17 protein-coding genes are annotated in these 18,547 nt (G+C 57.9%); 7 read left to right on the top strand and 10 right to left on the bottom strand.

Features of this window, described 5'->3' with window-relative positions:
- Window positions 1-25 precede the first annotated feature (25 nt).
- On the bottom strand, window positions 26-199 hold the full coding sequence (locus tag SELIN_RS09480) for a (2Fe-2S)-binding protein (RefSeq protein ID WP_013506445.1): 174 nt from the start codon (window positions 197-199) through the stop codon (window positions 26-28).
- A 174-nt stretch (window positions 200-373) separates the two neighbouring features.
- On the opposite strand from SELIN_RS09480, the gene mqnC reads away from it, so the two are divergent.
- On the top strand, window positions 374-1,465 hold the full coding sequence (gene mqnC / locus SELIN_RS09475) for a cyclic dehypoxanthinyl futalosine synthase (RefSeq protein WP_013506444.1): 1,092 nt from the start codon (window positions 374-376) through the stop codon (window positions 1,463-1,465).
- A gap of 52 nt (window positions 1,466-1,517) precedes the next feature.
- Here mqnC and aroQ read toward each other — a convergent pair whose 3' ends face one another.
- From aroQ to aroC, 5 genes are read right to left on the bottom strand one after another with little or no spacing between them, the layout of a single operon-like run.
- The gene (gene aroQ / locus SELIN_RS09470; RefSeq protein WP_013506443.1) at window positions 1,518-1,952 is read right to left on the bottom strand and encodes a type II 3-dehydroquinate dehydratase; all 435 of its coding nucleotides are present in this window, start codon (window positions 1,950-1,952) and stop codon (window positions 1,518-1,520) included.
- Window positions 1,953-1,954: 2 nt separating this feature from the next.
- Window positions 1,955-3,622, bottom strand: coding sequence for a tetratricopeptide repeat protein (locus SELIN_RS09465; protein ID WP_013506442.1), 1,668 nt, complete (start codon window positions 3,620-3,622; stop codon window positions 1,955-1,957).
- A complete protein-coding gene (gene aroB, locus SELIN_RS09460) occupies window positions 3,615-4,679 on the bottom strand; it encodes a 3-dehydroquinate synthase (RefSeq protein ID WP_013506441.1) in 1,065 nt (354 codons plus the stop codon). The genes SELIN_RS09465 and aroB overlap by 8 nt, the downstream gene beginning before the upstream one ends.
- Window positions 4,676-5,182 carry a shikimate kinase gene (locus tag SELIN_RS09455; RefSeq protein ID WP_013506440.1) on the bottom strand — a complete coding sequence of 169 codons (507 nt, stop codon included), beginning with the start codon at window positions 5,180-5,182 and terminating at the stop codon, window positions 4,676-4,678. Before SELIN_RS09455 ends, aroB begins: the two co-directional genes overlap by 4 nt.
- Window positions 5,183-5,226: 44 nt before the next feature.
- Window positions 5,227-6,396 (bottom strand): chorismate synthase, encoded by a 1,170-nt coding sequence (gene aroC, locus SELIN_RS09450; RefSeq protein WP_013506439.1) that lies wholly within the window; start codon window positions 6,394-6,396, stop codon window positions 5,227-5,229.
- A gap of 118 nt (window positions 6,397-6,514) precedes the next feature.
- Between aroC and SELIN_RS09445 the strand changes: the two genes are divergently transcribed.
- Window positions 6,515-7,543 carry an LptF/LptG family permease gene (locus SELIN_RS09445; protein ID WP_013506438.1) on the top strand — a complete coding sequence of 343 codons (1,029 nt, stop codon included), beginning with the start codon at window positions 6,515-6,517 and terminating at the stop codon, window positions 7,541-7,543.
- On the top strand, window positions 7,540-8,610 hold the full coding sequence (locus SELIN_RS09440) for an LptF/LptG family permease (RefSeq protein ID WP_013506437.1): 1,071 nt from the start codon (window positions 7,540-7,542) through the stop codon (window positions 8,608-8,610). The genes SELIN_RS09445 and SELIN_RS09440 overlap by 4 nt, the downstream gene beginning before the upstream one ends.
- A 203-nt stretch (window positions 8,611-8,813) precedes the next feature.
- Here the strand turns inward: SELIN_RS09440 and nikR are convergent, their stop codons facing one another.
- The 4 genes from nikR to gatC are packed head-to-tail and all read right to left on the bottom strand — an operon-like array spanning window position 8,814 to window position 13,051.
- Window positions 8,814-9,242, bottom strand: a complete 429-nt coding sequence (gene nikR / locus SELIN_RS09435; RefSeq protein WP_013506436.1) for a nickel-responsive transcriptional regulator NikR — start codon at window positions 9,240-9,242, stop codon at window positions 8,814-8,816.
- Window positions 9,239-11,239: a PAS domain S-box protein gene (locus SELIN_RS09430; RefSeq protein WP_013506435.1), complete on the bottom strand. Its 2,001-nt coding sequence runs from the start codon at window positions 11,237-11,239 to the stop codon at window positions 9,239-9,241. The genes nikR and SELIN_RS09430 overlap by 4 nt, the downstream gene beginning before the upstream one ends.
- A gap of 36 nt (window positions 11,240-11,275) precedes the next feature.
- Window positions 11,276-12,718: an Asp-tRNA(Asn)/Glu-tRNA(Gln) amidotransferase subunit GatA gene (gatA, locus tag SELIN_RS09425; RefSeq protein WP_013506434.1), complete on the bottom strand. Its 1,443-nt coding sequence runs from the start codon at window positions 12,716-12,718 to the stop codon at window positions 11,276-11,278.
- A 45-nt stretch (window positions 12,719-12,763) separates the two neighbouring features.
- Window positions 12,764-13,051, bottom strand: a complete 288-nt coding sequence (gene gatC, locus SELIN_RS09420) for an Asp-tRNA(Asn)/Glu-tRNA(Gln) amidotransferase subunit GatC (RefSeq protein WP_013506433.1) — start codon at window positions 13,049-13,051, stop codon at window positions 12,764-12,766.
- A gap of 302 nt (window positions 13,052-13,353) precedes the next feature.
- Between gatC and SELIN_RS09415 the strand changes: the two genes are divergently transcribed.
- The 4 genes from SELIN_RS09415 to SELIN_RS09400 are packed head-to-tail and all read left to right on the top strand — an operon-like array spanning window position 13,354 to window position 18,425.
- Window positions 13,354-14,277 carry a PhoH family protein gene (locus SELIN_RS09415; protein ID WP_013506432.1) on the top strand — a complete coding sequence of 308 codons (924 nt, stop codon included), beginning with the start codon at window positions 13,354-13,356 and terminating at the stop codon, window positions 14,275-14,277.
- Window positions 14,274-16,652, top strand: a complete 2,379-nt coding sequence (locus SELIN_RS14115; protein ID WP_013506431.1) for an HD family phosphohydrolase — start codon at window positions 14,274-14,276, stop codon at window positions 16,650-16,652. The genes SELIN_RS09415 and SELIN_RS14115 overlap by 4 nt, the downstream gene beginning before the upstream one ends.
- A complete protein-coding gene (locus tag SELIN_RS09405; protein ID WP_013506430.1) occupies window positions 16,627-17,433 on the top strand; it encodes an alpha/beta hydrolase in 807 nt (268 codons plus the stop codon). Before SELIN_RS14115 ends, SELIN_RS09405 begins: the two co-directional genes overlap by 26 nt.
- The gene (locus tag SELIN_RS09400) at window positions 17,430-18,425 is read left to right on the top strand and encodes an NAD(P)H-dependent glycerol-3-phosphate dehydrogenase (protein ID WP_013506429.1); all 996 of its coding nucleotides are present in this window, start codon (window positions 17,430-17,432) and stop codon (window positions 18,423-18,425) included. Before SELIN_RS09405 ends, SELIN_RS09400 begins: the two co-directional genes overlap by 4 nt.
- Window positions 18,426-18,547: the final 122 nt, after the last annotated feature.

The raw sequence follows: 18,547 nt of genomic DNA, 5'->3' as shown, positions 1-18,547 counted from the left end.
ACCAGCCTTGCCGACCTGTACATGTTTAGCCGTTGATTTCATCCAGAATGGCTTCGATTTCAGGAATGCAGCCTCCGCAGCCTGTTCCGGCCGATGTGGCTTCCTGGACATCTTCAACAGTGCTCAGGCTCTGGCTCTTGATGGCTTCGACGATGGTATCACGATCAACGTCCATGCAGTGGCAAATGGTTTCAGACATAGTGCGCTCCTTGTTACTGAGGTTTCACAGGTGCTGCATACAATGATTCGCGTTGCCGTGTCAAGAAATGTTGATGAAAAAGCACCAGTGGCAGTCATTGGCTTGAATTCCCGACGTATTCCCAGTAGCATAAGCGTCGGCGCTTCGCCGGAACATTACTCCGAGGAATTCCCCATGTCACTGGATGCCATATATGCCAACGTATTGAATGGACAGCGCGTCAGCCGCACTGAGGCCCTGGAGCTTCTCCAGCATGGCGATCTGCTGAAGCTGGGAGCCGTCGCCAACAGTCTGCGCAACCGCAAGACCGATCCCGGCGTCGTGACCTTTATCATCGACCGCAATATCAACTACTCCAATATCTGCACCTGCAAGTGCACCTTCTGCGCCTTCTACCGCGATGAGGACAGCGCGGATGCCTACTGGCTTGACCGTGAAGCCTTCCGGGAGAAGATCCGCCAGACGGTCGAGGTGGGGGGGCGGCAGATCCTGCTGCAGGGAGGGCTGCATCCCTCGAAGACCATCGAAGATTATGAACTGATGCTGCGGCAGATCAAGGAGGACTTCCCCGAAGTCAATATCCATGCCTTTGGCGCTCCCGAAATCCACCATATTGCCTCCCTCAGCGCTCTCAGTGTGCGGGAGTGCCTGCGGCGCCTGATTGGCGCCGGCCTTGGTTCCATTCCCGGTGGTGGTGCGGAAATTCTGGCCGATCGCGTGCGCCAGCGCATCTCTCCCAACAAGATACGCGGCAGGCAGTGGATTGATATCATGAAAGAGGCTCACCGCGAGGGGCTGCGTACCACCGCCACCATGATGTTCGGTGCCGGCGAGAGCCCCGAGGAGTTGGTCGAGCACCTGGATATGTTGCGGGAAGCCCAGGATGAGACGGGTGGTTTCACCGCTTTTATTCCATGGACATATCAGCCGGATCACACCGAGCTGGCCCGTACCCAGGGGGCCAGCCTCAGGAAACTGACCAGCTATGACTACCTTCGGGTGCTGGCTCTGTGCCGTATTTACCTTGATAATTTTGACAATCTGCAGGTGAGCTGGGTGACCCAGGGTGCCAAGGTGGCCCAGGTGGCCCTGCGCTTCGGGGCCAATGACTTCGGCAGCCTGATGCTGGAGGAGAATGTGGTCAAGAGTGCGGGCGTCTCCTTCCGCATGAGCCTGGAGGAGCTGGTGCATACCATCAGCAGCGCCGGTTATGTGGCGCTGGAGCGTAATGTTTTCTACGAGCCACTGCGTCGGCACACTGTGTAAAATACCCGGGAGTACCTCTGGCAGTGTAAGGGTGGCAGTGTTGAGGTGCCGTTCAGCTGCTCTGTGTCGCTGAAAGAGCGTCCAGGGCGTAGAGGTAGCCGCGATGGCCAGCTCCACTGATGACGGCTTTGGCCTTGTCGCTGAGGTAGGAGTGGTGGCGGAAGGGCTCCCGGCTGTAGACGTTGGAGAGGTGGACTTCCACATAGGGAATGCTGACGCTGAGCAGGGCGTCCCGCAACGCGACAGAGGTGTGGGTCAGCCCGCCGGGATTGATGATAATGGCGTCAGCGGTGCCATGCTGGCGGTGAATGAAATCGATCAGCTCCCCTTCGTGGTTGCTCTGGAAGCACTGGGTACTGATGCCGAGCTCGCTGGCTTTGGTGGCGATCATGGCGTTGATGTCGGCGATGGTCATGGTTCCGTAGGTCTGCGGCTCACGGATTCCGAGCATATTCAGATTCGGGCCATGGATCACGGCGATATGCATGGTCACTTTCCTTCCTGTTCCAGCACCTGCAGTTTTTTTCGGAAAGCCTGGATGGCTTCCATGGAGCGATGCAGGTCGTAGCGCTTGAGGTCATTCTCATTTCTGGCGATCAGCTGTTCCAGGGCGGCAATTTCCTCGGCGTACTGATCGGCATCCATGTGGCGGTAGACCTGCAGCGCCTTCTCGGGAAAGCCCTGCCCTTCAAAAACCCGCGCCAGGGTAGCCGTGGGCATGTAGTCAACACCATCGATGGTGATATGCTCGCCGTGCTGCCTGGCCTGCTGAGTGTCTGTTTCCTCGTCGAGACCCAGTGATTGGGCGTACTCCTTGTAGAGCTGCTCATCGGCCCGAATATCCTTGACATCGAGGACTTCCCGTCCCAGGTCGATAATATCATCCATATCCCGGGCAACTTCTTCCAGGGAACTGTTCCAGATGTCGTCGGGAATGCCCAGATACTTTTCAACGCCTTCAGCGGGGGGAGTGGCCGGTGGAATCGGCATGCTGCTGTGGGGTGCCATGGACTCGGGTTCCGGCTCTGGCTCAGATGCAGGTATGTCAGGCTGGTGCTCCTCCACTGCCTCCTGTTCAGGCTGCAGGGAGAGAATATCCTCAAGATCTTCTCCCTCAACGTCGAAGTCGTCACCTGTGAGGGGCACCTCTTCGTCCAGTTCAAAGCTTTCAGGTTCATCGTCAGGGCTTTCAGTCGCGCTGATTTCTTCCGTGTCCAGGGCGCTCAGCTCCTCTTCCAGGCTGCCGGTGGGTTCAGCGGGCTCGGGGACTTCGACTTCGACTGGCTCCGTGGGCAGGGTTGGCTGGACGGAATCGCTGTCCAGATCGCCCAGGATATCCTCGAGGTCTTCGTCGGTCTCCTCCTCGTCTTCCACGGGGGCATCCATGTCGCCCATGAGGGCGTCTGCGCCAAAGGCCGATGAGAAGTCACTGTCCTCATCTTCGAGGACGATGGTGTTGCCCTCTGCCTCGGCTTCGCGTTCCTGTCGCTCCAGTTCCGCATCGGTGATCTGGTCGCCGAGGTTTTCATATTCCTCCCGGGAAGCCTCGTCAGCGCTGTAGGCGGGCGCTTCTTCCGGAGTCTCTTCGTTGAATGCCTGGGCTGTTTCTGCCGCGGAATCTTCGTCTGCGGGTTCCCCGGCGCCGGGCTCGTCATCTGACTCCAGGAAGTCCAGGACGTCGTCGGCTTCCGCCTCCGCTTCGGCAGCAGCGTTTTTCTGCTGTTCCCGGTTGGTCTTCATCAGACGAATTTTATCTTCAAGTTTTGTGCGCTCTTCAGCGGTGCAGTACGGTAAAATCTGCTGCAGGCACTCAATGGCCTGGTCGTAGTCGCCTTCTTCTTCGTAGAGCGAAGAGAGCAGCCGGGTGGCCTTGATATTGCCGCGGGTGTGTCCCACTGTCTCCTGTAAAGCCTTTTTTGCCTCTTCGTTACGGTTCTGCCGAATCAGTGACAGGGCCAGGACGGTATAGGCCTGGTAGTAGTCCCGATAGTGGTTGATGCCTTCGCGGCAGACTTCTTCCGCTTCCTTCGGCCTTTCCAGGTCAAGGTACGCGACCGCCAGGGGCACAAAGAGCCGCGACTTGGGATCTTTGGAGAGAGCCTTGGTGAGAATTCTTACCTTTTCTTCCAGCTGCTTTTTTTTTGGCTTTTCACTCACTGATGTACTCCTGGAGGGCGAAGGGCAGAGGGATGTCCACGAATTCCCATTGCCCGGTGGCGGGCACGAGAACAAACCGTATTGCGGTGTCGGTGCTTTTCTTATCGGAACCAATGTACTGATTTATAATATCAAAAGGCAAGGGCAGTGATACGGGCAGGTCAAAAAAGTCCAGCAGTTCCACCAGACGACGGGTGCTTTCGGGGTCAAGCCCAAGGAGTTGCTCCGACAGGCGGGCGGCGGCCACCATGCCGATGGCGACGGCTTCGCCGTGGAGATGGCTTTGATATTTGCCCCACTTTTCCACAATATGGCCGATGGTATGGCCAAAGTTGAGAACCGCCCGCAGGCCAGATTCCCGTTCATCCTGTGAGACGATGTGGGATTTTATGAGGCAGCAGTGACGGATGATTTCTGAGAGCACTTCCGGATCGCGTGCCTTCAGGGCAGCTCGCTGGCGGCACAGGGTGTCAAAGAGTTCTGCATCCATGGCGAAGCCGTACTTGATCACTTCGGCTATGCCGGCAGCGTAGTTGCGGCTGTCGAGGGTGGTGAGAGTGTCGGTGTTGATAGCGACATGGACGGGCTGGTGGAAGGCCCCTACCATGTTCTTTCCCCTTGTCAGGTTGACACCGGTTTTGCCGCCGACACTGGAGTCCACCTGACTGAGCAGCGTTGTGGGTATCTGGATGAAGTCGATGCCACGCATGAAGGTGGCTGCCACAAAGCCGGTCATATCGCCCACCACACCGCCGCCGAAGGCGATAAGCAGCGATGAGCGATTGGCACCGTTTTCCAGCAGCCACTCCTGGATGGCTGCGAAGGTGTCCAGGGATTTGTGCTCTTCGCCGTCGCCCATACAGTAGGTGGCTGTGGGCTGCAGACCGCTGTGTTCAAGCAGCTGATTGCCCCAGAGCTCCAGTATCCGTGGCTGCGTGATGATGTAGGTGCGGCGCTTGCCGATGCCCTCGGGCAGACAGAATCGGTCATCAATGCGAATGGGATAGGAGGTGGCCGCAGTGGCGCCGATGGGGACCTGCAGCGTGATCTGCTTCATGGGGTCAGTATCTCCTGGATGTAGGTGGCCACTTCATCGGGGCTCATGTTGTCGGCATCAATGATGTAGTCGCACTTCTTGTAGAAGGGGATGCGGGCTTCCAGCAGGCGGGCGAACGCTTCAAGGGAGGAGTGCTTTTTCACCAGCGGGCGGTGCTGGGAGTGACGTACCCGTTCATGGAGGGTTTTTGCGGAAGCGCTGAGGTAGAAGAGCACGCCCTGCTGCTTGGAGAGGGTGAGGTTTTCCGGTTCCATCAGCGTCCCTCCTCCCGTGGCGATTACCGAGGGAGGCGTGGCCAGGATATCCCGGAGTACGCGGGTCTCCAGCTCACGGAAGTAGGCTTCGGAGTGCTGGCTGAAAATGTCCATGATTTTCATGCCCGTTTGCTTTTCGATCACATCATCAACGTCATGAAATGGCAGGGAAAGTCTGCGCGAGAGGATACGTCCCACGGTGCTCTTGCCCGAACCCATAAAGCCGCTGAGAATGATATGTCGCTGCATCAATGCTCCTCTGGCAGGCCTCAAAAGCCCTCGTCTGTTGTCTGCTAAAAGTGGCGAAGCTGTTCCTGGTAGCCGTGGAAGTTGCGCAGCATCTCCTCCAGGCTGTCGTGGCCGAATTTTTCCATATACGCCTGGGCAATGACGGTGGCGCAGATCGCTTCGGTGATGACAGAAGCCGCCGGCACTGCCGTGGTGTCAGAACGTTCAATGGTAGCTTCGTAGGGCTCTTTTGTGTCAATGTCAACGCTTTTCAGGGGCGTATAGAGGGTGGGAATGGGTTTTTTGGCCACGCGGATGACCATGGGCATTCCGTTACTCATCCCCCCTTCAATGCCCCCGGCGCGATTGGTGCCGCGATAGAAGCGGTGCTGCTGTTGATCGAAAAAAATTTCGTCATGGACTTCCGAGCCCGGACGGCGGGCTGCCTCGAAGCCGATGCCGATTTCCACGCCCTTGATGGCCTGCATGCCCAGCAGGGCCTGTCCGATGCGTCCATCCAGCTTGTCGCCATAGGAGGCATAGTCGCCCAGGCCGGGAACCACTCCGGTGACAATGATTTCGATGACGCCACCCAGGGTGTTGCCCTGGCGGCGGATGGTGTCGATGTATTCGCGGGCTTCGTCATCCTGGGAGGTGTGGAGGAAGCGAACGATGCTCTGATCGGCGCGGGCGCTGATGCTGGTGAGGTCGTCGATATCCGTGGCCTTCACCTGTGACTCAATGGCGCCGATGGAGCATACATGGCTCTGGATGCTGACGCCGAAGTGTTCCAGCAGTCTGCGGCACAGTCCGCCCAGGGCAACCCGGATGGCGGTTTCACGGGCACTGGAGCGCTCCAGGATATTGCGTACGTCGTGCATGTTGCGCTTGAGGCAGCCACCAAGATCGGCGTGGCCAGGGCGCGGATGGCGTACTCTGGCTTCGGGGTTCTCTTCGGAGGCCAGTGGAGACATCATGGATTGCCAGTTCTTGTTGTCACGGTTCCAGACAGCCATGGTAATGGGAGATCCGAAGGTTTTTCCCCAGCGGACGCCACTGAGAAACTCCACGGCATCGGTTTCGATTTTCATGCGACCACCGCGCCCGTATCCCATCTGGCGTCTTCTGAGGTCCGTGTTGATATATTCGGCGTCGATGGAAAGCCCTGCGGGGAAATTCTCCACGATGGCAAAGAGGCCGCGACCATGGGATTCGCCGGCGGTGATATAGCGCATAGATTTTCCTTCTCATTTGCTCGGTTTTTCTCTATTTTTACATAAGGCGCGGTTTCGGGCAACGCAAATATCCTTTGACCGGAACACGGAAATCCCGACACAGGACATACTGAACCCTATGCTTTCCACCTGGCAGCGTTACCTCCTGCGGGAGTGTTTTTTTTACTTTTTTGCCGCTCTGGCCTCGCTCTCCCTGATCATGGCTTCCAACTCCCTTATCCGTATGGGAAGCTCCACCCTGGAAAAGGGTATCAGCCTGATGAGCCTGGCGCAGCTGACTCTTCTCTCCCTGCCTTCCACTGCTTTTATTACCATTCCGGTCAGCGCACTGATCGCCGCCATGGCCCTCTCCTCGGCCCTGAACCGCTCCAATGAGATGGTGATTCTCTATTCAGCGGGCATCTCCCCTTTTGGCATCATGAAGGTGATCCTCTTCGCCTCGACCGTCATCACCGGAATCGCCATAGCCAACAGCTTTGTTCTGGCCCCTCTGGCCTCCAAACAGATTCAGCATGTCTATGCGGATATGGCGGAGAATGTCTCCTACCGCGTGATTCTGCCCGGTGTCTTTAACAAGCTGGGGGACACGACACTCTTCTATTATCACCTTGGCCGTGAGGGATTCCACGACGTCATGGTTGCCCAGGGCGACCTGGTGCTCAGTGCCCGCAGTGGCTCGCTGGTGCAGGGGGATGAGTCCATGGTGCTGCTGCTGCGCGATGGTACCATTGTCGATGCGCGTCAGGGCCAGAGTTTCACTCGCTTCGCCGTACACGAAATTCCACTGGAAACCGCAGTGGACTCGCTGCGCCTGAGCTACTCCATGATGTCGGTGGAGCAGCTGCGCCAGCTCAAGGGTTCCAAAGCCATCCTGGAAATACACAAACGCTACGCGCTCTCAGTGTCCACCCTGCTGTTCGGTGTCCTCGGGTTCATGCTGGGAGCACGCGGAGGGCGCTCCGGCAAGGGAGCCAGCGTACTGACCAGCCTCATGGTGGTGCTGGCCTTTTACCTTATCCGGGCCATTGGCGTACACAGTATGGATGCCGGCCTGATCGCGCCCCAGCAGGTAGAGTGGATCGGCCCGGGGGTCATGGCAGCCGTTACCGTTTTCGTCTATTTCCGTTTCCGGAGGAATATCCTGTGACCCTGCTTCTCTATACCTTCCGCCAGTACCTGCACATCATCTTTCTGGCCATGGCGGTGCTGGTGGCTCTGTACGGTGTGGTGGATATCATCGGTAACCTTGATGATTTTGCGCACCTTTCAAGCCTGCAGATTGCTTACTACGTGGGGGCGACGCTGCTGATAGGCCTGTATCACCTCACGCCGGCAATCATGCTGATTGCCACGGTCATGTATATCACCACCATTGGCGTGAATAACGAGATGAAAATCATGCTTTCGGCAGGGATTTCCCTGAAGAAAATCTCACTGCCGGTTCTCGTCTTTGTCTCCTGCGCTGCTGGCGCGCATTTTCTGCTGGGCGAACAGGTCTTCCAGCATATCAAGCCGGAAGTGGACGCCCTGCAGAAGTACGAAGCGCGCCAGCAGAGACCTCCCTCGGCGATCATTGCCGGGAACCTGTGGGTACGCAACTATGACGGAACGAGTTTTGCGCGCATCCGCCGTTTTAACATGGAGAACAACCTGCTGCTGGGGGTGGAGATTTACACGGTGCGGGAAGGGATGATTCAGGAGTATGTCAGTGCCGACCACGGCAGCCTGCAGGAGGGGCGCATTCATCTGGAGGGTGTGGTGATACGCAACTTCATGACCCAGCAGGTGAGCCGCCTGCCGGAGCATCAGGTTGAGTTTACCGGTATCATGGAGAGCACCAAGGCATCCATCAAGCCCCTGGAGGAGTACAGCTCCCGTGAGCTGGCCAGCGATATTGCCATCCTGCGCGAAGCCGGTCACCCCTCCCATCTCTATGTCTCAGAATTGCTGCGGCGGGTCTCCTACTCACTGGCCATCATTGTCCTGAGCCTGGTGGCCATACCCCTGGGCGTCACGGGCGAACGCAAGTCGGGCAAGATCTTTTCGGTGACCGTGGGCCTGCTGGTGGCCATGGTGTACTTCATAGTGGATTCACTGGCCATGACCCTCGGCAAAGGCGATGCCATCTCTCCCTACATCGCACCGTTTATCGCCAACGGCGTCTTCCTGGGACTCTTTGTCTTTCTTTACAGCCGCCACCGCAATATTGTCTGAGCGGCTGCTGACGGTAGGCGCAACAGGCAGGCCGTGCAAGAGTCCAAGACAATGCAGGAAGAGCGAAGACCACAAAACGCATCAAAAACACGAAAGTGAAGGGGAAAAGAGCAAGGCAGGATCTTACGCAAAGCTTGCTGTATTGCAGAACCGAAGCGAGAGCCGCCCATTCCCCCGCAGGGCAAACAGGGCAAGGGCTGTGGTCAGTGGTGATGCTCGCCTTCGTCGTCCATGGCAGAAGCGATGGCCAGCCCCACGTGGAAAACGCCCTTTTGCGCTTTCAGGCGTCCATGGAGCTCTTCCAGAACTTCCGCGGTGCCTTTGGCGACGATAATTTCCAGGCAGTTGTGGTGGTCGAGGTGAACATGCTGGCTGGAGATGATGGCGTGGTGGTAGTCGTGCTGAATGTCCATGAGGCTGGCGACCAGGCCTCGCTGGTGGTGATCGTACACCATGGTGATGGCGGCGGCTACGGTTTCACCTTCCCGCCAGTCCTGGCGCAGCAGGTCTTCGCGGATGAGATCCCGGATCGCTTCGGATCGATTGGTGTATTTTTTCTTGCGGATGCGTTCGTCAAAGGTTTCCAGCAGGTCACGATCCAGGGAGATGCCAAAGCGTACCAGATTGCTCATGTGTGCTCCTCGCGAGGTGGTGTCGGTAGGGGAAGGACAATCTCAAAACAGGCGCCGCCGTCGATGTTGGATGCGCTGAGTTTTCCCTGCATTTTCTCTTCGATGATCATTTTTGACATGAACAGGCCGATGCCGGTACCGGTAATGATACCGCTGCCACGTCCCCGCTCCTTGGTGGTGAAGTAGGGCTCAAAAATTCTGTCCATGATGGCGGGGTTAATGCCGCCACCATTATCGTGGATCGACAGCACCACCTGCTGATTCTGCAGGTTTACCTGGATGTGGATGCGACCCCTGGTGGCTCCTGAGAGGACAATGGCATCCTTGGCGTTCCCAAGCACACTCAGCAGCACCTGCTGAAACTCTTTGGGATAACCTCTGATCCAGATGTCCTGGGAGGGTTTGTCCACGCCCACCTGAATGTGGTTGTTGTCCATCTGGGCCCGAACCACTTTCAGGGCGCTTGACAGAGTGCTTTCAAGTGAGAACTGCTCCAGGGAGCAGTCGGGTTCAAAAATATCGCGAAACTCATCAATGACCCGCGACATGGTCTGGAGGGTCATCATGGTCTCCCGTACGAATCTTGCCATGGTTTCGGAGCTGAGTTCGCTGGACTCGTAGTCGATCTGCATCTTCTGAACCATCAGGCCGACGGTATTCAGGGGCTGTCGCCAGTGGTGGGCAATGGCGCCGATCATTTCCCCCATGGCCAGAACCCGGGACTCCTGCAGGAGCAGTGCCTGTTGCTGCAGGCGCTTCCGGGTCTCTTCCTGAACCTTTTCCTCCAGGTCGCGGTTCAGGGCACGCAGGCTTTCCTCCAGGGACTTCTGGGCAGTGATATCTTCGCCGATGCCAACATAGTGGGTTATGGTTCCATTATCGTCCAGCAGAGGGAAAATCGAGGCCAGCTGCCAGTAACAGCTGCCGTCTTTGCAGCGGTTGCGCAGCTCGCCAAGCCACTGACGGCCGGCGGTGATGTTCTCCCACAGGGCTTTGTAGTGGCTGCTGCACACGCCCTCAGGTTTGAGCAGTCGTGGATTTTTGCCCTGCACTTCGGCAAAGGTATACCCAGTGGCCTCGGTGAAGCGGGGGTTGACATATTCAATGTTACCATCGGTGTCGGTGATCATCACCGTGCTGGCACTCTGCTCCACTGCCAGGGAGAGTTTGCGCAGCTGGGATTCGCGTTCTTTGCGCTGGCTGATGTCCTGGACAATGCCGAAGAGGCGGGTGAGGTTTTCGCCTTCCTGCTGCTCCATTGGTGTGGCATAGAGCCAGAAAGTACGCCTGGTATCATTGGCCGTGTTGACGCGGAACTCAAAGGATAGGCTGGAGAGGCTCTGGCAGGAGAGCTGGCTCAGGGCGTTGCGGCAGGTTTCGCGGACCATGCTCTGGTCAAGGGGGTCTACGTAGCGATCAATGTAATCGTTCAGGGGCATGGAGCAGCCACTGCTCTGGCAGTCGCAGTGTCCCAGAAGGTGACCGTGTTCGGCGCTGAGCCAGATGTCACCGCTGGAGGCATCCATCTCCCAGCTTCCAAGCTGGGCGACCCGCTGTGCAACCCGCAGACGTTCGCGCTCACGTCGGATCTCCTTCTCCTGCTGATCGGCCATGAATATCTGGTGGCGTCGCAGCTGCAGCATGTTGCGGATGCGGGCCTTGAACTCTATCTCATCCAGGGGCTTGTTGAGGAAGTCGTTTACGCCGTCCTGCAGCGCTTCATAGCGCACCTGCGGGTCGAGATTGGCCGTAATCATCAGTGCGGGAATCTGCTCCTTGGCAGGCAGCTGGCGAAAATGGCGCAGGAACTCCAGGCCATTCATAGCGGGCATCATGTAATCCACCAGCAGCAGATCCACGTCATGGTTCTGGCACCACTGAAGCGCCTCAAGGGGATCCAGGTGCCCGTGAAACACCGTGGGTTCACCGAGTTCGCTGACCATCTCCTCGATAATGGCGATTATGGTCCTGGAGTCATCGACCAGCAGTATGTGCATGGAGCTCCTTTGTGGAGCCTCAGGAGGCTGACGCGCTCAGCTGAGACCCTGAAATCCGATGGAATGTTCAATGGCAGATCCGGCGCGGATCAGGTCACCTTCACCGAAGTGCCGGCCATAAAGCTGCAGTCCGATGGGCAGTCCCTTTTCATCCAGCCCGCAGGGGATGCTCATGCCGGGGATACCTGCCAGGTTGCAGGAGAGGGTGAAGATGTCCTCCAGGTACATGTCCAGGGGGCTGGTATTTTTCTCTCCGCAGGCAAAAGCGGTGCTTGGTGTGGTTGGCGTGACGATGACATCCACATCGCTGAAAGCCTGCTGGAAATCGCGGGCGATCAGGGTGCGCACCTTCTGGGCCTTGCGGTAATAGGCGTCGTAGTAGCCGCTGGAGAGCACATAGGTTCCCAGCATGATGCGCCGTTTCACCTCGGGGCCGAAGCCCTGGCTGCGGGTCGTGGTGTACATGTCGATCAGATCCGTTGCTCCTTCGCTGCGATGGGTATAGCGTACGCCATCGTAGCGAGCCAGGTTGGAGCTGGCTTCGGCAGTGGCGATGATGTAATAGGTGGCCACCGCGTAGTCGGTATGGGGCAGGGATATCTCCTTGACAATGGCTCCCTGCTCCTTGAGCGCTTCGACCCCGGCCATGACCTGGCGACGGATGGTCGGATTCAGGCCTTCGATGAAATACTCACGGGGCAGTCCAACGCGCAGCCCGGCGATATCTTTGCCCACGCAGGAGGTGTAGTCGGGCTTGTCGAAGGCGAGGCTGGTGGAGTCGTTGTGGTCGTGTCCGGCGATGACGTTCAGCATCAGCGCAGCGTCCGCTACGCTGTGGGTGATGGGACCGATCTGGTCGAGGCTGGAGGCAAAGGCCACCAGGCCGAAGCGGGAGACGGTGCCATAGGTTGGCTTCAGTCCAACGACGCCGCAGAAGGCTGCCGGCTGGCGGATGGAACCGCCGGTGTCGCTTCCCAGGGCGGCGGGGGCCATGCGCGCGGCGACGGCAGCGGCGCTGCCACCGGAGGAGCCGCCCGGAACGCGGGTAGGATCCCAGGGGTTGCGGGTCTGCTTCTGGAAGGCGGTCTGGTTTGAAGAGCCCATGGCGAATTCGTCCATGGAGGCCTTGCCGATGACGATGGCGCCGGCTTCGCGCAGGCGGGTGGCCACGGTGGCGTCATAGATGGCGGTATAGTTGGCGAGCATGCGCGATGAGCAGGTGGTGGCAAGGCCCTTGACGTTGATGTTGTCCTTGACGGCAATGGGAATGCCCAGCAGGGGCAGTTTTTCGCCCAGGCTGCGGCGTTTGTCGGCGCTGGTGGCTTCTGCCAGGGCCTGTTCATTGACCTGGTTGAAAACCTGAAGCTGATCATCTTTGGTGCGGATGTTTTCCAGGCAGGCTTCCACCAGTTGCTGGCTGGTGATCTCCGAAGTGGCGAGGGCGTGTTGCAGTTGGGTCAGTGTTTTATGCAGCGGCATGAATGCTCCTGGCGAAGAGAGTGTTGAGGCAGAATGTGCGACGGCCTACTCGATAACCGGTGGAACCCGGAAGTGATCCATGTCGTGATCCGGCGCATTGGCCATGACCAGCTCAAGGGGCAGGGAGGGAAGTACCGCGTCATCGCGCATGACGGTTCCATTGGTGACGGCGTGGGAAGTGGGGGGGATGTCATCGGTGTTCAGGGCGTTGAGGGCATCCATGTAGCCCAGGATGCTGTTGAGATCCTCGCCGTATTGTTCCACTTCGGCCTCACTCAGGGAGAGCCTGGAGAGTCGGGCAATGTGCAGGACTTCCACTTGTTGTATTTTCATGACAGGTGACTCCGCAGAAATTTTCTGCAAGTATAGCGCATGGAGTATTTCAGTCAACCGGGAATTTTCGTGGAAACAAGCACTGGTGCGGGCTTTTGCGATGTCGTTGCCGCAGGTTTGTCCGCCGACCCGCCAGGGGAGGGTGGGGCCAGTGTGGCCAGTGTGCAGATGCTTTTCCCGTGCGCCTTCGGCTGCAATCTCCCCTCTTCCCTTGCATCTGCCGCGGCAAAGTGTGATATATTTCCGACAGGCTGCTGAAGAATCGGTGGCAGATCGCAAAACCGCAATTCTGGAGTACATAGTTGCATACACAGGAAATAGAGCTTGATGTTGATACCCTGGCCCAGGTTATGGGCATAGGTGACGGAAACCTTCGCGAGGTGGAGCGTGTCTGTGATGTCACAATCTCCGGCAGTGGGAACCGGCTCCTCGTTCGTGGCGGCTCTGACCGGCAGGTGGAGCAGGCGGTGGAGCTTCTGCAGCAGGTGAATCAGCGCGTGCGTCACGGGGAAACCTTTGTGCCCCGTGAAATCCCCAGTTTTCGCAGTGATGCCGACGGGGATGTCGTGCGTGCCGGTCGCAAATTTGTGCGGCCCCGCAACGCTTCCCAGCAGTCCTACGTGCGCAACCTGCAGGAGCGGGAGCTGACGTTCGGCATTGGCCCTGCGGGAACCGGCAAGACCTATATGGCGGTTGCCTGCGCCGTGGAACGCCTTCAGCGCGGCGTGGTCGACAGGATCATCATCACCCGGCCCGCTGTTGAAGCCGGCGAAAAGCTGGGTTTTCTACCCGGCGACCTTGAGGAAAAAGTCGATCCTTACCTGCGACCGATTTACGATGCCCTGCACGACTTTCTCGGTGTCGAGAAAGTGGAGAAGCTGATGGAGAAAAAAACCATCGAAGTTGCGCCCATCGCCTTCATGCGTGGCCGTACCCTTTCCAGTGCCTTTATTCTCCTGGACGAAGCGCAGAATGCCACGCCGTCCCAGATGAAGATGTTTCTTACCCGCCTCGGCAACGGTTCGACCATGGCGATCAACGGCGATCCTACGCAGACGGACCTTCCCGCTGGTGTCTCCCAGGGCCTGCAGCAGGCCATCGATATCCTGCGCCACATTCCCGAAGTGGGCATGACCTTTTTTTCCAATGCCGACGTGGTGCGCCATCCGCTGGTCAGCGCTATCGTTCAGGCTTACGAGCACTATGAATCAGGAAACAAGCAATGAGCAATCTCATCGGTCGCTGGCACCAGTACTTTCTGGCCCACACCATCAATCAGCCTCTGGGGGTCAAGGTGATCGCCATGGTCACCGTGGTTCTGGTCGCCTTTTTTGCCATCCCCGAAGAACGGTTCACCGGAGATATTTATGAGGTCGGAGATATTGCCAGTCGCAATATCAAATCTGATCGGGAACTGCTGGTCATTGACGAAGCCGCCACCATACAGAAACGGCGGGAGGCCCATGAACACGCCGGGCTGCTCTTCGACCATGACCGCTCAGTGGAGCGCAGCTTTGTCATTGCCATCGAAGAGACTTTTCAGGCAGCGCGGCGCGCTGCTTCGGCGCCGGAAGGCTCCGGTGAAGTCAAAGAGCTTGAGGCGATGCTGGGGCGCTTTCATCTGCAGCCGGAGGTGTTGGCACACTTTCAGGAACGTCAGTTCTCGGAAGCTTTGGAGCAGCGCATCAAGCAGTGTGTCGGCACGGCCTACGGCCAGGGAGTTTACTTGCCCGGGAGCCGCTCCCATGTCTTTGACAACGCCTTTGTGCGGGATATCAGCACCGGCGGTGTTCAGCGTATTGTACCCGAGCGCCCTCCCCGCACTCCCTCCGAGGTGGCCGCGGTCATCGATCAGCACTGTCAGGAGTCTGCCGTGGTCATGTTCACCATGGCCAACCTCTCCCCCGATATCACTTTCAACGAGCGGGCAACCATCACCCGGCGTGAGGAGCTCTCCCAGCAGGTCAAGCCAGTCTACATTGTGGTGCGCCAGGGTGAGATGATCGTGCGGGAAGGCGAAATTGTCGACGCCATGACCCGTCAGAAACTGAATACCCTGTTACGGGTTAAAAGCCCCCTGGAGCACTGGTTCTCCTTTATGGCCACCCTGATCATGGCCAGTATTCTGATTCTGATTCCCTGGAAATATTTCGAAAAGGCGCGCAAGAAGATTTTCAACAGCAGTGACCGCCTCTATATTTTCTTCACGATCCTGCTTGGCTCCATTGCCCTGGTGAAGCTGTTCTCCATTATTGCTGCCGGGCTCTCCTTCAACCTGCCCTACGTGAGTTATGACTACCTGATCTACGCTGTGCCTATCGCGGCCGGGGCCATGCTGGTGGCGATCCTGCTGGATCTGCACATCGCCATGATCTACACCACGGTCTTTTCCATCATCTGTGGCGTGATGGTGGGTCACGATATCAGCTTCGCCCTCTATACCTTCGTCAGCGGGCTTGTGGCGGCCTACAGCAGTTTCTCGTTCCGCAACCGCATGGATCTGACCTTCGCCGCCCTGTGGTCCAGTGCCGCAGGCGCTTTGGTCATGGTCTCCATCCTGCTCTTCAACGGCGATCTCTTTTCCTGGGGCGCCCTCTGGGCCTTTGCCTTTGTCTTTATCTCCGGGCAGATATCCATGCTGCTGGTGATGGGCCTGCTGCCCATCTTTGAGTCGGGATTCCATGTCACCAGTGACCTGCGGCTGCTGGAACTGAGCAATATGGGACATCCTCTGCTGAAGCAGCTGATTCTGCGGGCGCCCGGTACCTATCACCACAGCATCATCGTGGGCAGCCTGGTTGAGGCAGCGGCCGAAGAAATTGGCGTCAATCCCCTGCTGGCAAGGGTAGGGGCTTACTATCACGATATCGGAAAGATGAAGAAGCCCGAGTACTTCATTGAGAATCAGCGGGGGATCAACCGCCACGATACCCTGTCGCCCGCCATGTCCAGCCTGGTAATCACCAACCACGTCAAACACGGCATGGAGCTGGCCGAAGAGTACAGTTTGCCCAAATCCATACGGGAGATTATTCAGCAGCACCATGGCCGGACGCTCATCCAGTACTTCTACAAGAAAGCGCTGGAGGGTGGCGAGAAGGTTGATGACGAGAAATTCCGCTATGCCGGCCCCAAACCACAGACCCGCGCCGCCGCACTGGTTATGCTGGGAGACAGCTGCGAGGCCGCGACCCGGGCCCTTTCGGAGCCATCGCATACGCGCATTCAGAACCTGGTGCAGAAGATCATCAATAATATCTTCGTGGATGGGCAGCTGGATGAGTGTGAGTTGACCCTGAAGGATATCGGCATGATTGCTGCCAGCTTCACCAAGACCCTGACGGGAATCTATCACCAGCGCATCGAATACCCAGAGGACAAGAAGGAAGTTCAGGTTCCCAAAGAGAAGCCTGAGAAAGCTCCTGACGCTGAGCTGGATACCCGCTCCCGCCCCGGCAGTGGCAACCCGCCTATTCCCACGAAGAAAGTTCCCGCCTCCATACGCCACTTCACCCACCAGGATGTGGATATTCCGGGCACACCGGAAGCTGACGCCAAAGACAAGGGAGAGAAAAATGGCAGCAACCCTCAGTATTTCTGAGCTTCCCCGCCACTGGAGTCTGCGCCACAACAATCCTCAACACATTGTGGTCTATCTTCATGGTTTCGGATCATCCATGCTCTCGGCCAAGGCGTGTGCCATTGAGGACGCACTTTTCCAGCGTGGCTACTCTTTTTTGCGCTTCACCTTTGACGATATGCAGGCGGATCGCTTCTTTCACCTCACGGTGCCGAAGATGGTGGATCAGCTTCGACGCATCGTGGATACCCTGGCGGGAGCCTATGAGCGCATTCACCTGATCGGCTCGTCCCTTGGCGCCATGGTGCTTGCCCGCTACTGCGAGCAAGGAGCTTCGCCGGCGGTGGCATCCCTGACGACCCTGGCGGGCTCTTTTGATTTTTACGCCAACCGGCTGGAGGGCATGGGGGCAGATGGACTGCAGGTGTGGAAGGAGAAAGGGTTCGCCCTGTTCTACCATTACGGGGTCAATGACACCATTCAACTGGGAACTGCATTTCTGGAAGATGTGGAAAGCTATATGCCCTATCGGCTGCGGACACGGTTGCCCTTTCTGCTGATACACGGCAAACGTGATGAGACGGTCAGTTTTGAACAGTCGGTCGCCATGGCATCCGAGCAACCCCTCGCAACCCTGAAGCTCTATGAAGCGGGCGATCACTCCCTGATGGGAGATATAGATGAAATTATCCGGGATATTGCCGGGCACCTGCTGCCCCTGAGCAGCAGGAACGCCGATGCGGTGGCCGACTGTGTGCACTCGCCGGCTGTACTGAGCACCATACAGGAGGAAATACAATGAAATGCGCGGTCATCGGTGCCGGCAGCTGGGGCACCGCCCTGGCCCATCACCTCGCTTCCACTGGTCGGGAAGTATTGATATTTGCCCGTGAGGAGGAAGTGGCAGAGGAGATCAACGGCTCGCGCCGCAACAGTCTTTACCTGCCGGACATGGAACTGCATGCCATGGAAGCCACCACGGACTACGGGCGGCTGTTCAGTCCCTATGAGCTCTACCTGTGGGCGGTGCCTGTGCAGAAGTCCCGCCGGCTGCTCCAGGATATCGGATCGTACCTGGAACTTGGCACGCCCATCGTCAATGCCAGCAAGGGCATCGAAAACGAGACCCTGCTTCTGCCCCACCAGATTTTTGCCGATATCCTGGGGCCCCACGCCAACGTATCCACGCTTTCGGGGCCTTCCTTTGCCCGCGAGGTGGTGCAGGGGGTGCCGACGGCAGTGACCATTGCCAGTCCGAAGACTCGCACCGGAAGCGGCCTGCAGGATATTTTCAGTAACACGTCCTTCCGTGCCTATACCACCAAGGATGTCATGGGCGTGGAGATCTGCGCCGCCGTGAAAAACGTCATCGCCATTGCCAGCGGTATCTGCCATGGCCTCGGGCTTGGCCACAACGCCACTGCCGCCCTGATTACCCGTGGTCTGGCCGAAATCACCCGCCTGGTGGTCAAGTGCGGAGGCCACAGTCAGACTGCCAGCGGCCTTGCCGGAGTGGGCGATCTGGTGCTCACCTGTACCGGTGGCCTCAGTCGCAATCGCACTGTGGGAGAGCGGCTGGCCAGGGGGGAAACCCTTGGCGATATCACGGCGGGTATGAACATGGTGGCTGAGGGCGTTCAGACCTGCCAGTCAACCCATGAGCTGGCACTGCAGAAGGGTGTTGATATGCCCATAACAGCGGAAGTTTACCGCATTCTCTTTGAGGATAAGGACGTCTGTCAGGGAATTCGCGATCTCATGAACCGCGACCTCAAGGCAGAGCACTGGAGCTGAGTCGTGGGGGGGGAATTCGCCCCGGGAAACAAAATCAGCGCAAAACCACATTTACAAAGGACCGCTTCTCAGGTAGTATTTTTGCCTGAAACTGGTAATCGCCGTCGCATAAGCCGATGGCG

Source organism: Desulfurispirillum indicum S5, assembly GCF_000177635.2.
In the GTDB taxonomy this organism is placed as follows: domain Bacteria; phylum Chrysiogenota; class Chrysiogenetes; order Chrysiogenales; family Chrysiogenaceae; genus Desulfurispirillum; species Desulfurispirillum indicum.
Note: the sequence above shows the minus strand (reverse complement) of the source record. Positions and strands in the feature narration are given on the sequence as shown.

Excerpts from the sequence above, each read along its gene's own strand:
- SELIN_RS09480 (WP_013506445.1), bottom strand. The coding sequence starts at position 199 with ATGTCTGAAACCATTTGCCACTGCATGGACGTTGATCGTGATACCATC.
- mqnC (WP_013506444.1), top strand. The coding sequence starts at position 374 with ATGTCACTGGATGCCATATATGCCAACGTATTGAATGGACAGCGCGTC.
- aroQ (WP_013506443.1), bottom strand. The coding sequence starts at position 1,952 with ATGCATATCGCCGTGATCCATGGCCCGAATCTGAATATGCTCGGAATC.
- aroB (WP_013506441.1), bottom strand. The coding sequence starts at position 4,679 with ATGAAGCAGATCACGCTGCAGGTCCCCATCGGCGCCACTGCGGCCACC.
- SELIN_RS09455 (WP_013506440.1), bottom strand. The coding sequence starts at position 5,182 with ATGCAGCGACATATCATTCTCAGCGGCTTTATGGGTTCGGGCAAGAGC.
- aroC (WP_013506439.1), bottom strand. The coding sequence starts at position 6,396 with ATGCGCTATATCACCGCCGGCGAATCCCATGGTCGCGGCCTCTTTGCC.
- SELIN_RS09445 (WP_013506438.1), top strand. The coding sequence starts at position 6,515 with ATGCTTTCCACCTGGCAGCGTTACCTCCTGCGGGAGTGTTTTTTTTAC.
- nikR (WP_013506436.1), bottom strand. The coding sequence starts at position 9,242 with ATGAGCAATCTGGTACGCTTTGGCATCTCCCTGGATCGTGACCTGCTG.
- SELIN_RS09430 (WP_013506435.1), bottom strand. The coding sequence starts at position 11,239 with ATGCACATACTGCTGGTCGATGACTCCAGGACCATAATCGCCATTATC.
- gatA (WP_013506434.1), bottom strand. The coding sequence starts at position 12,718 with ATGCCGCTGCATAAAACACTGACCCAACTGCAACACGCCCTCGCCACT.
- gatC (WP_013506433.1), bottom strand. The coding sequence starts at position 13,051 with ATGAAAATACAACAAGTGGAAGTCCTGCACATTGCCCGACTCTCCAGG.
- SELIN_RS14115 (WP_013506431.1), top strand. The coding sequence starts at position 14,274 with ATGAGCAATCTCATCGGTCGCTGGCACCAGTACTTTCTGGCCCACACC.
- SELIN_RS09405 (WP_013506430.1), top strand. The coding sequence starts at position 16,627 with ATGGCAGCAACCCTCAGTATTTCTGAGCTTCCCCGCCACTGGAGTCTG.
- SELIN_RS09400 (WP_013506429.1), top strand. The coding sequence starts at position 17,430 with ATGAAATGCGCGGTCATCGGTGCCGGCAGCTGGGGCACCGCCCTGGCC.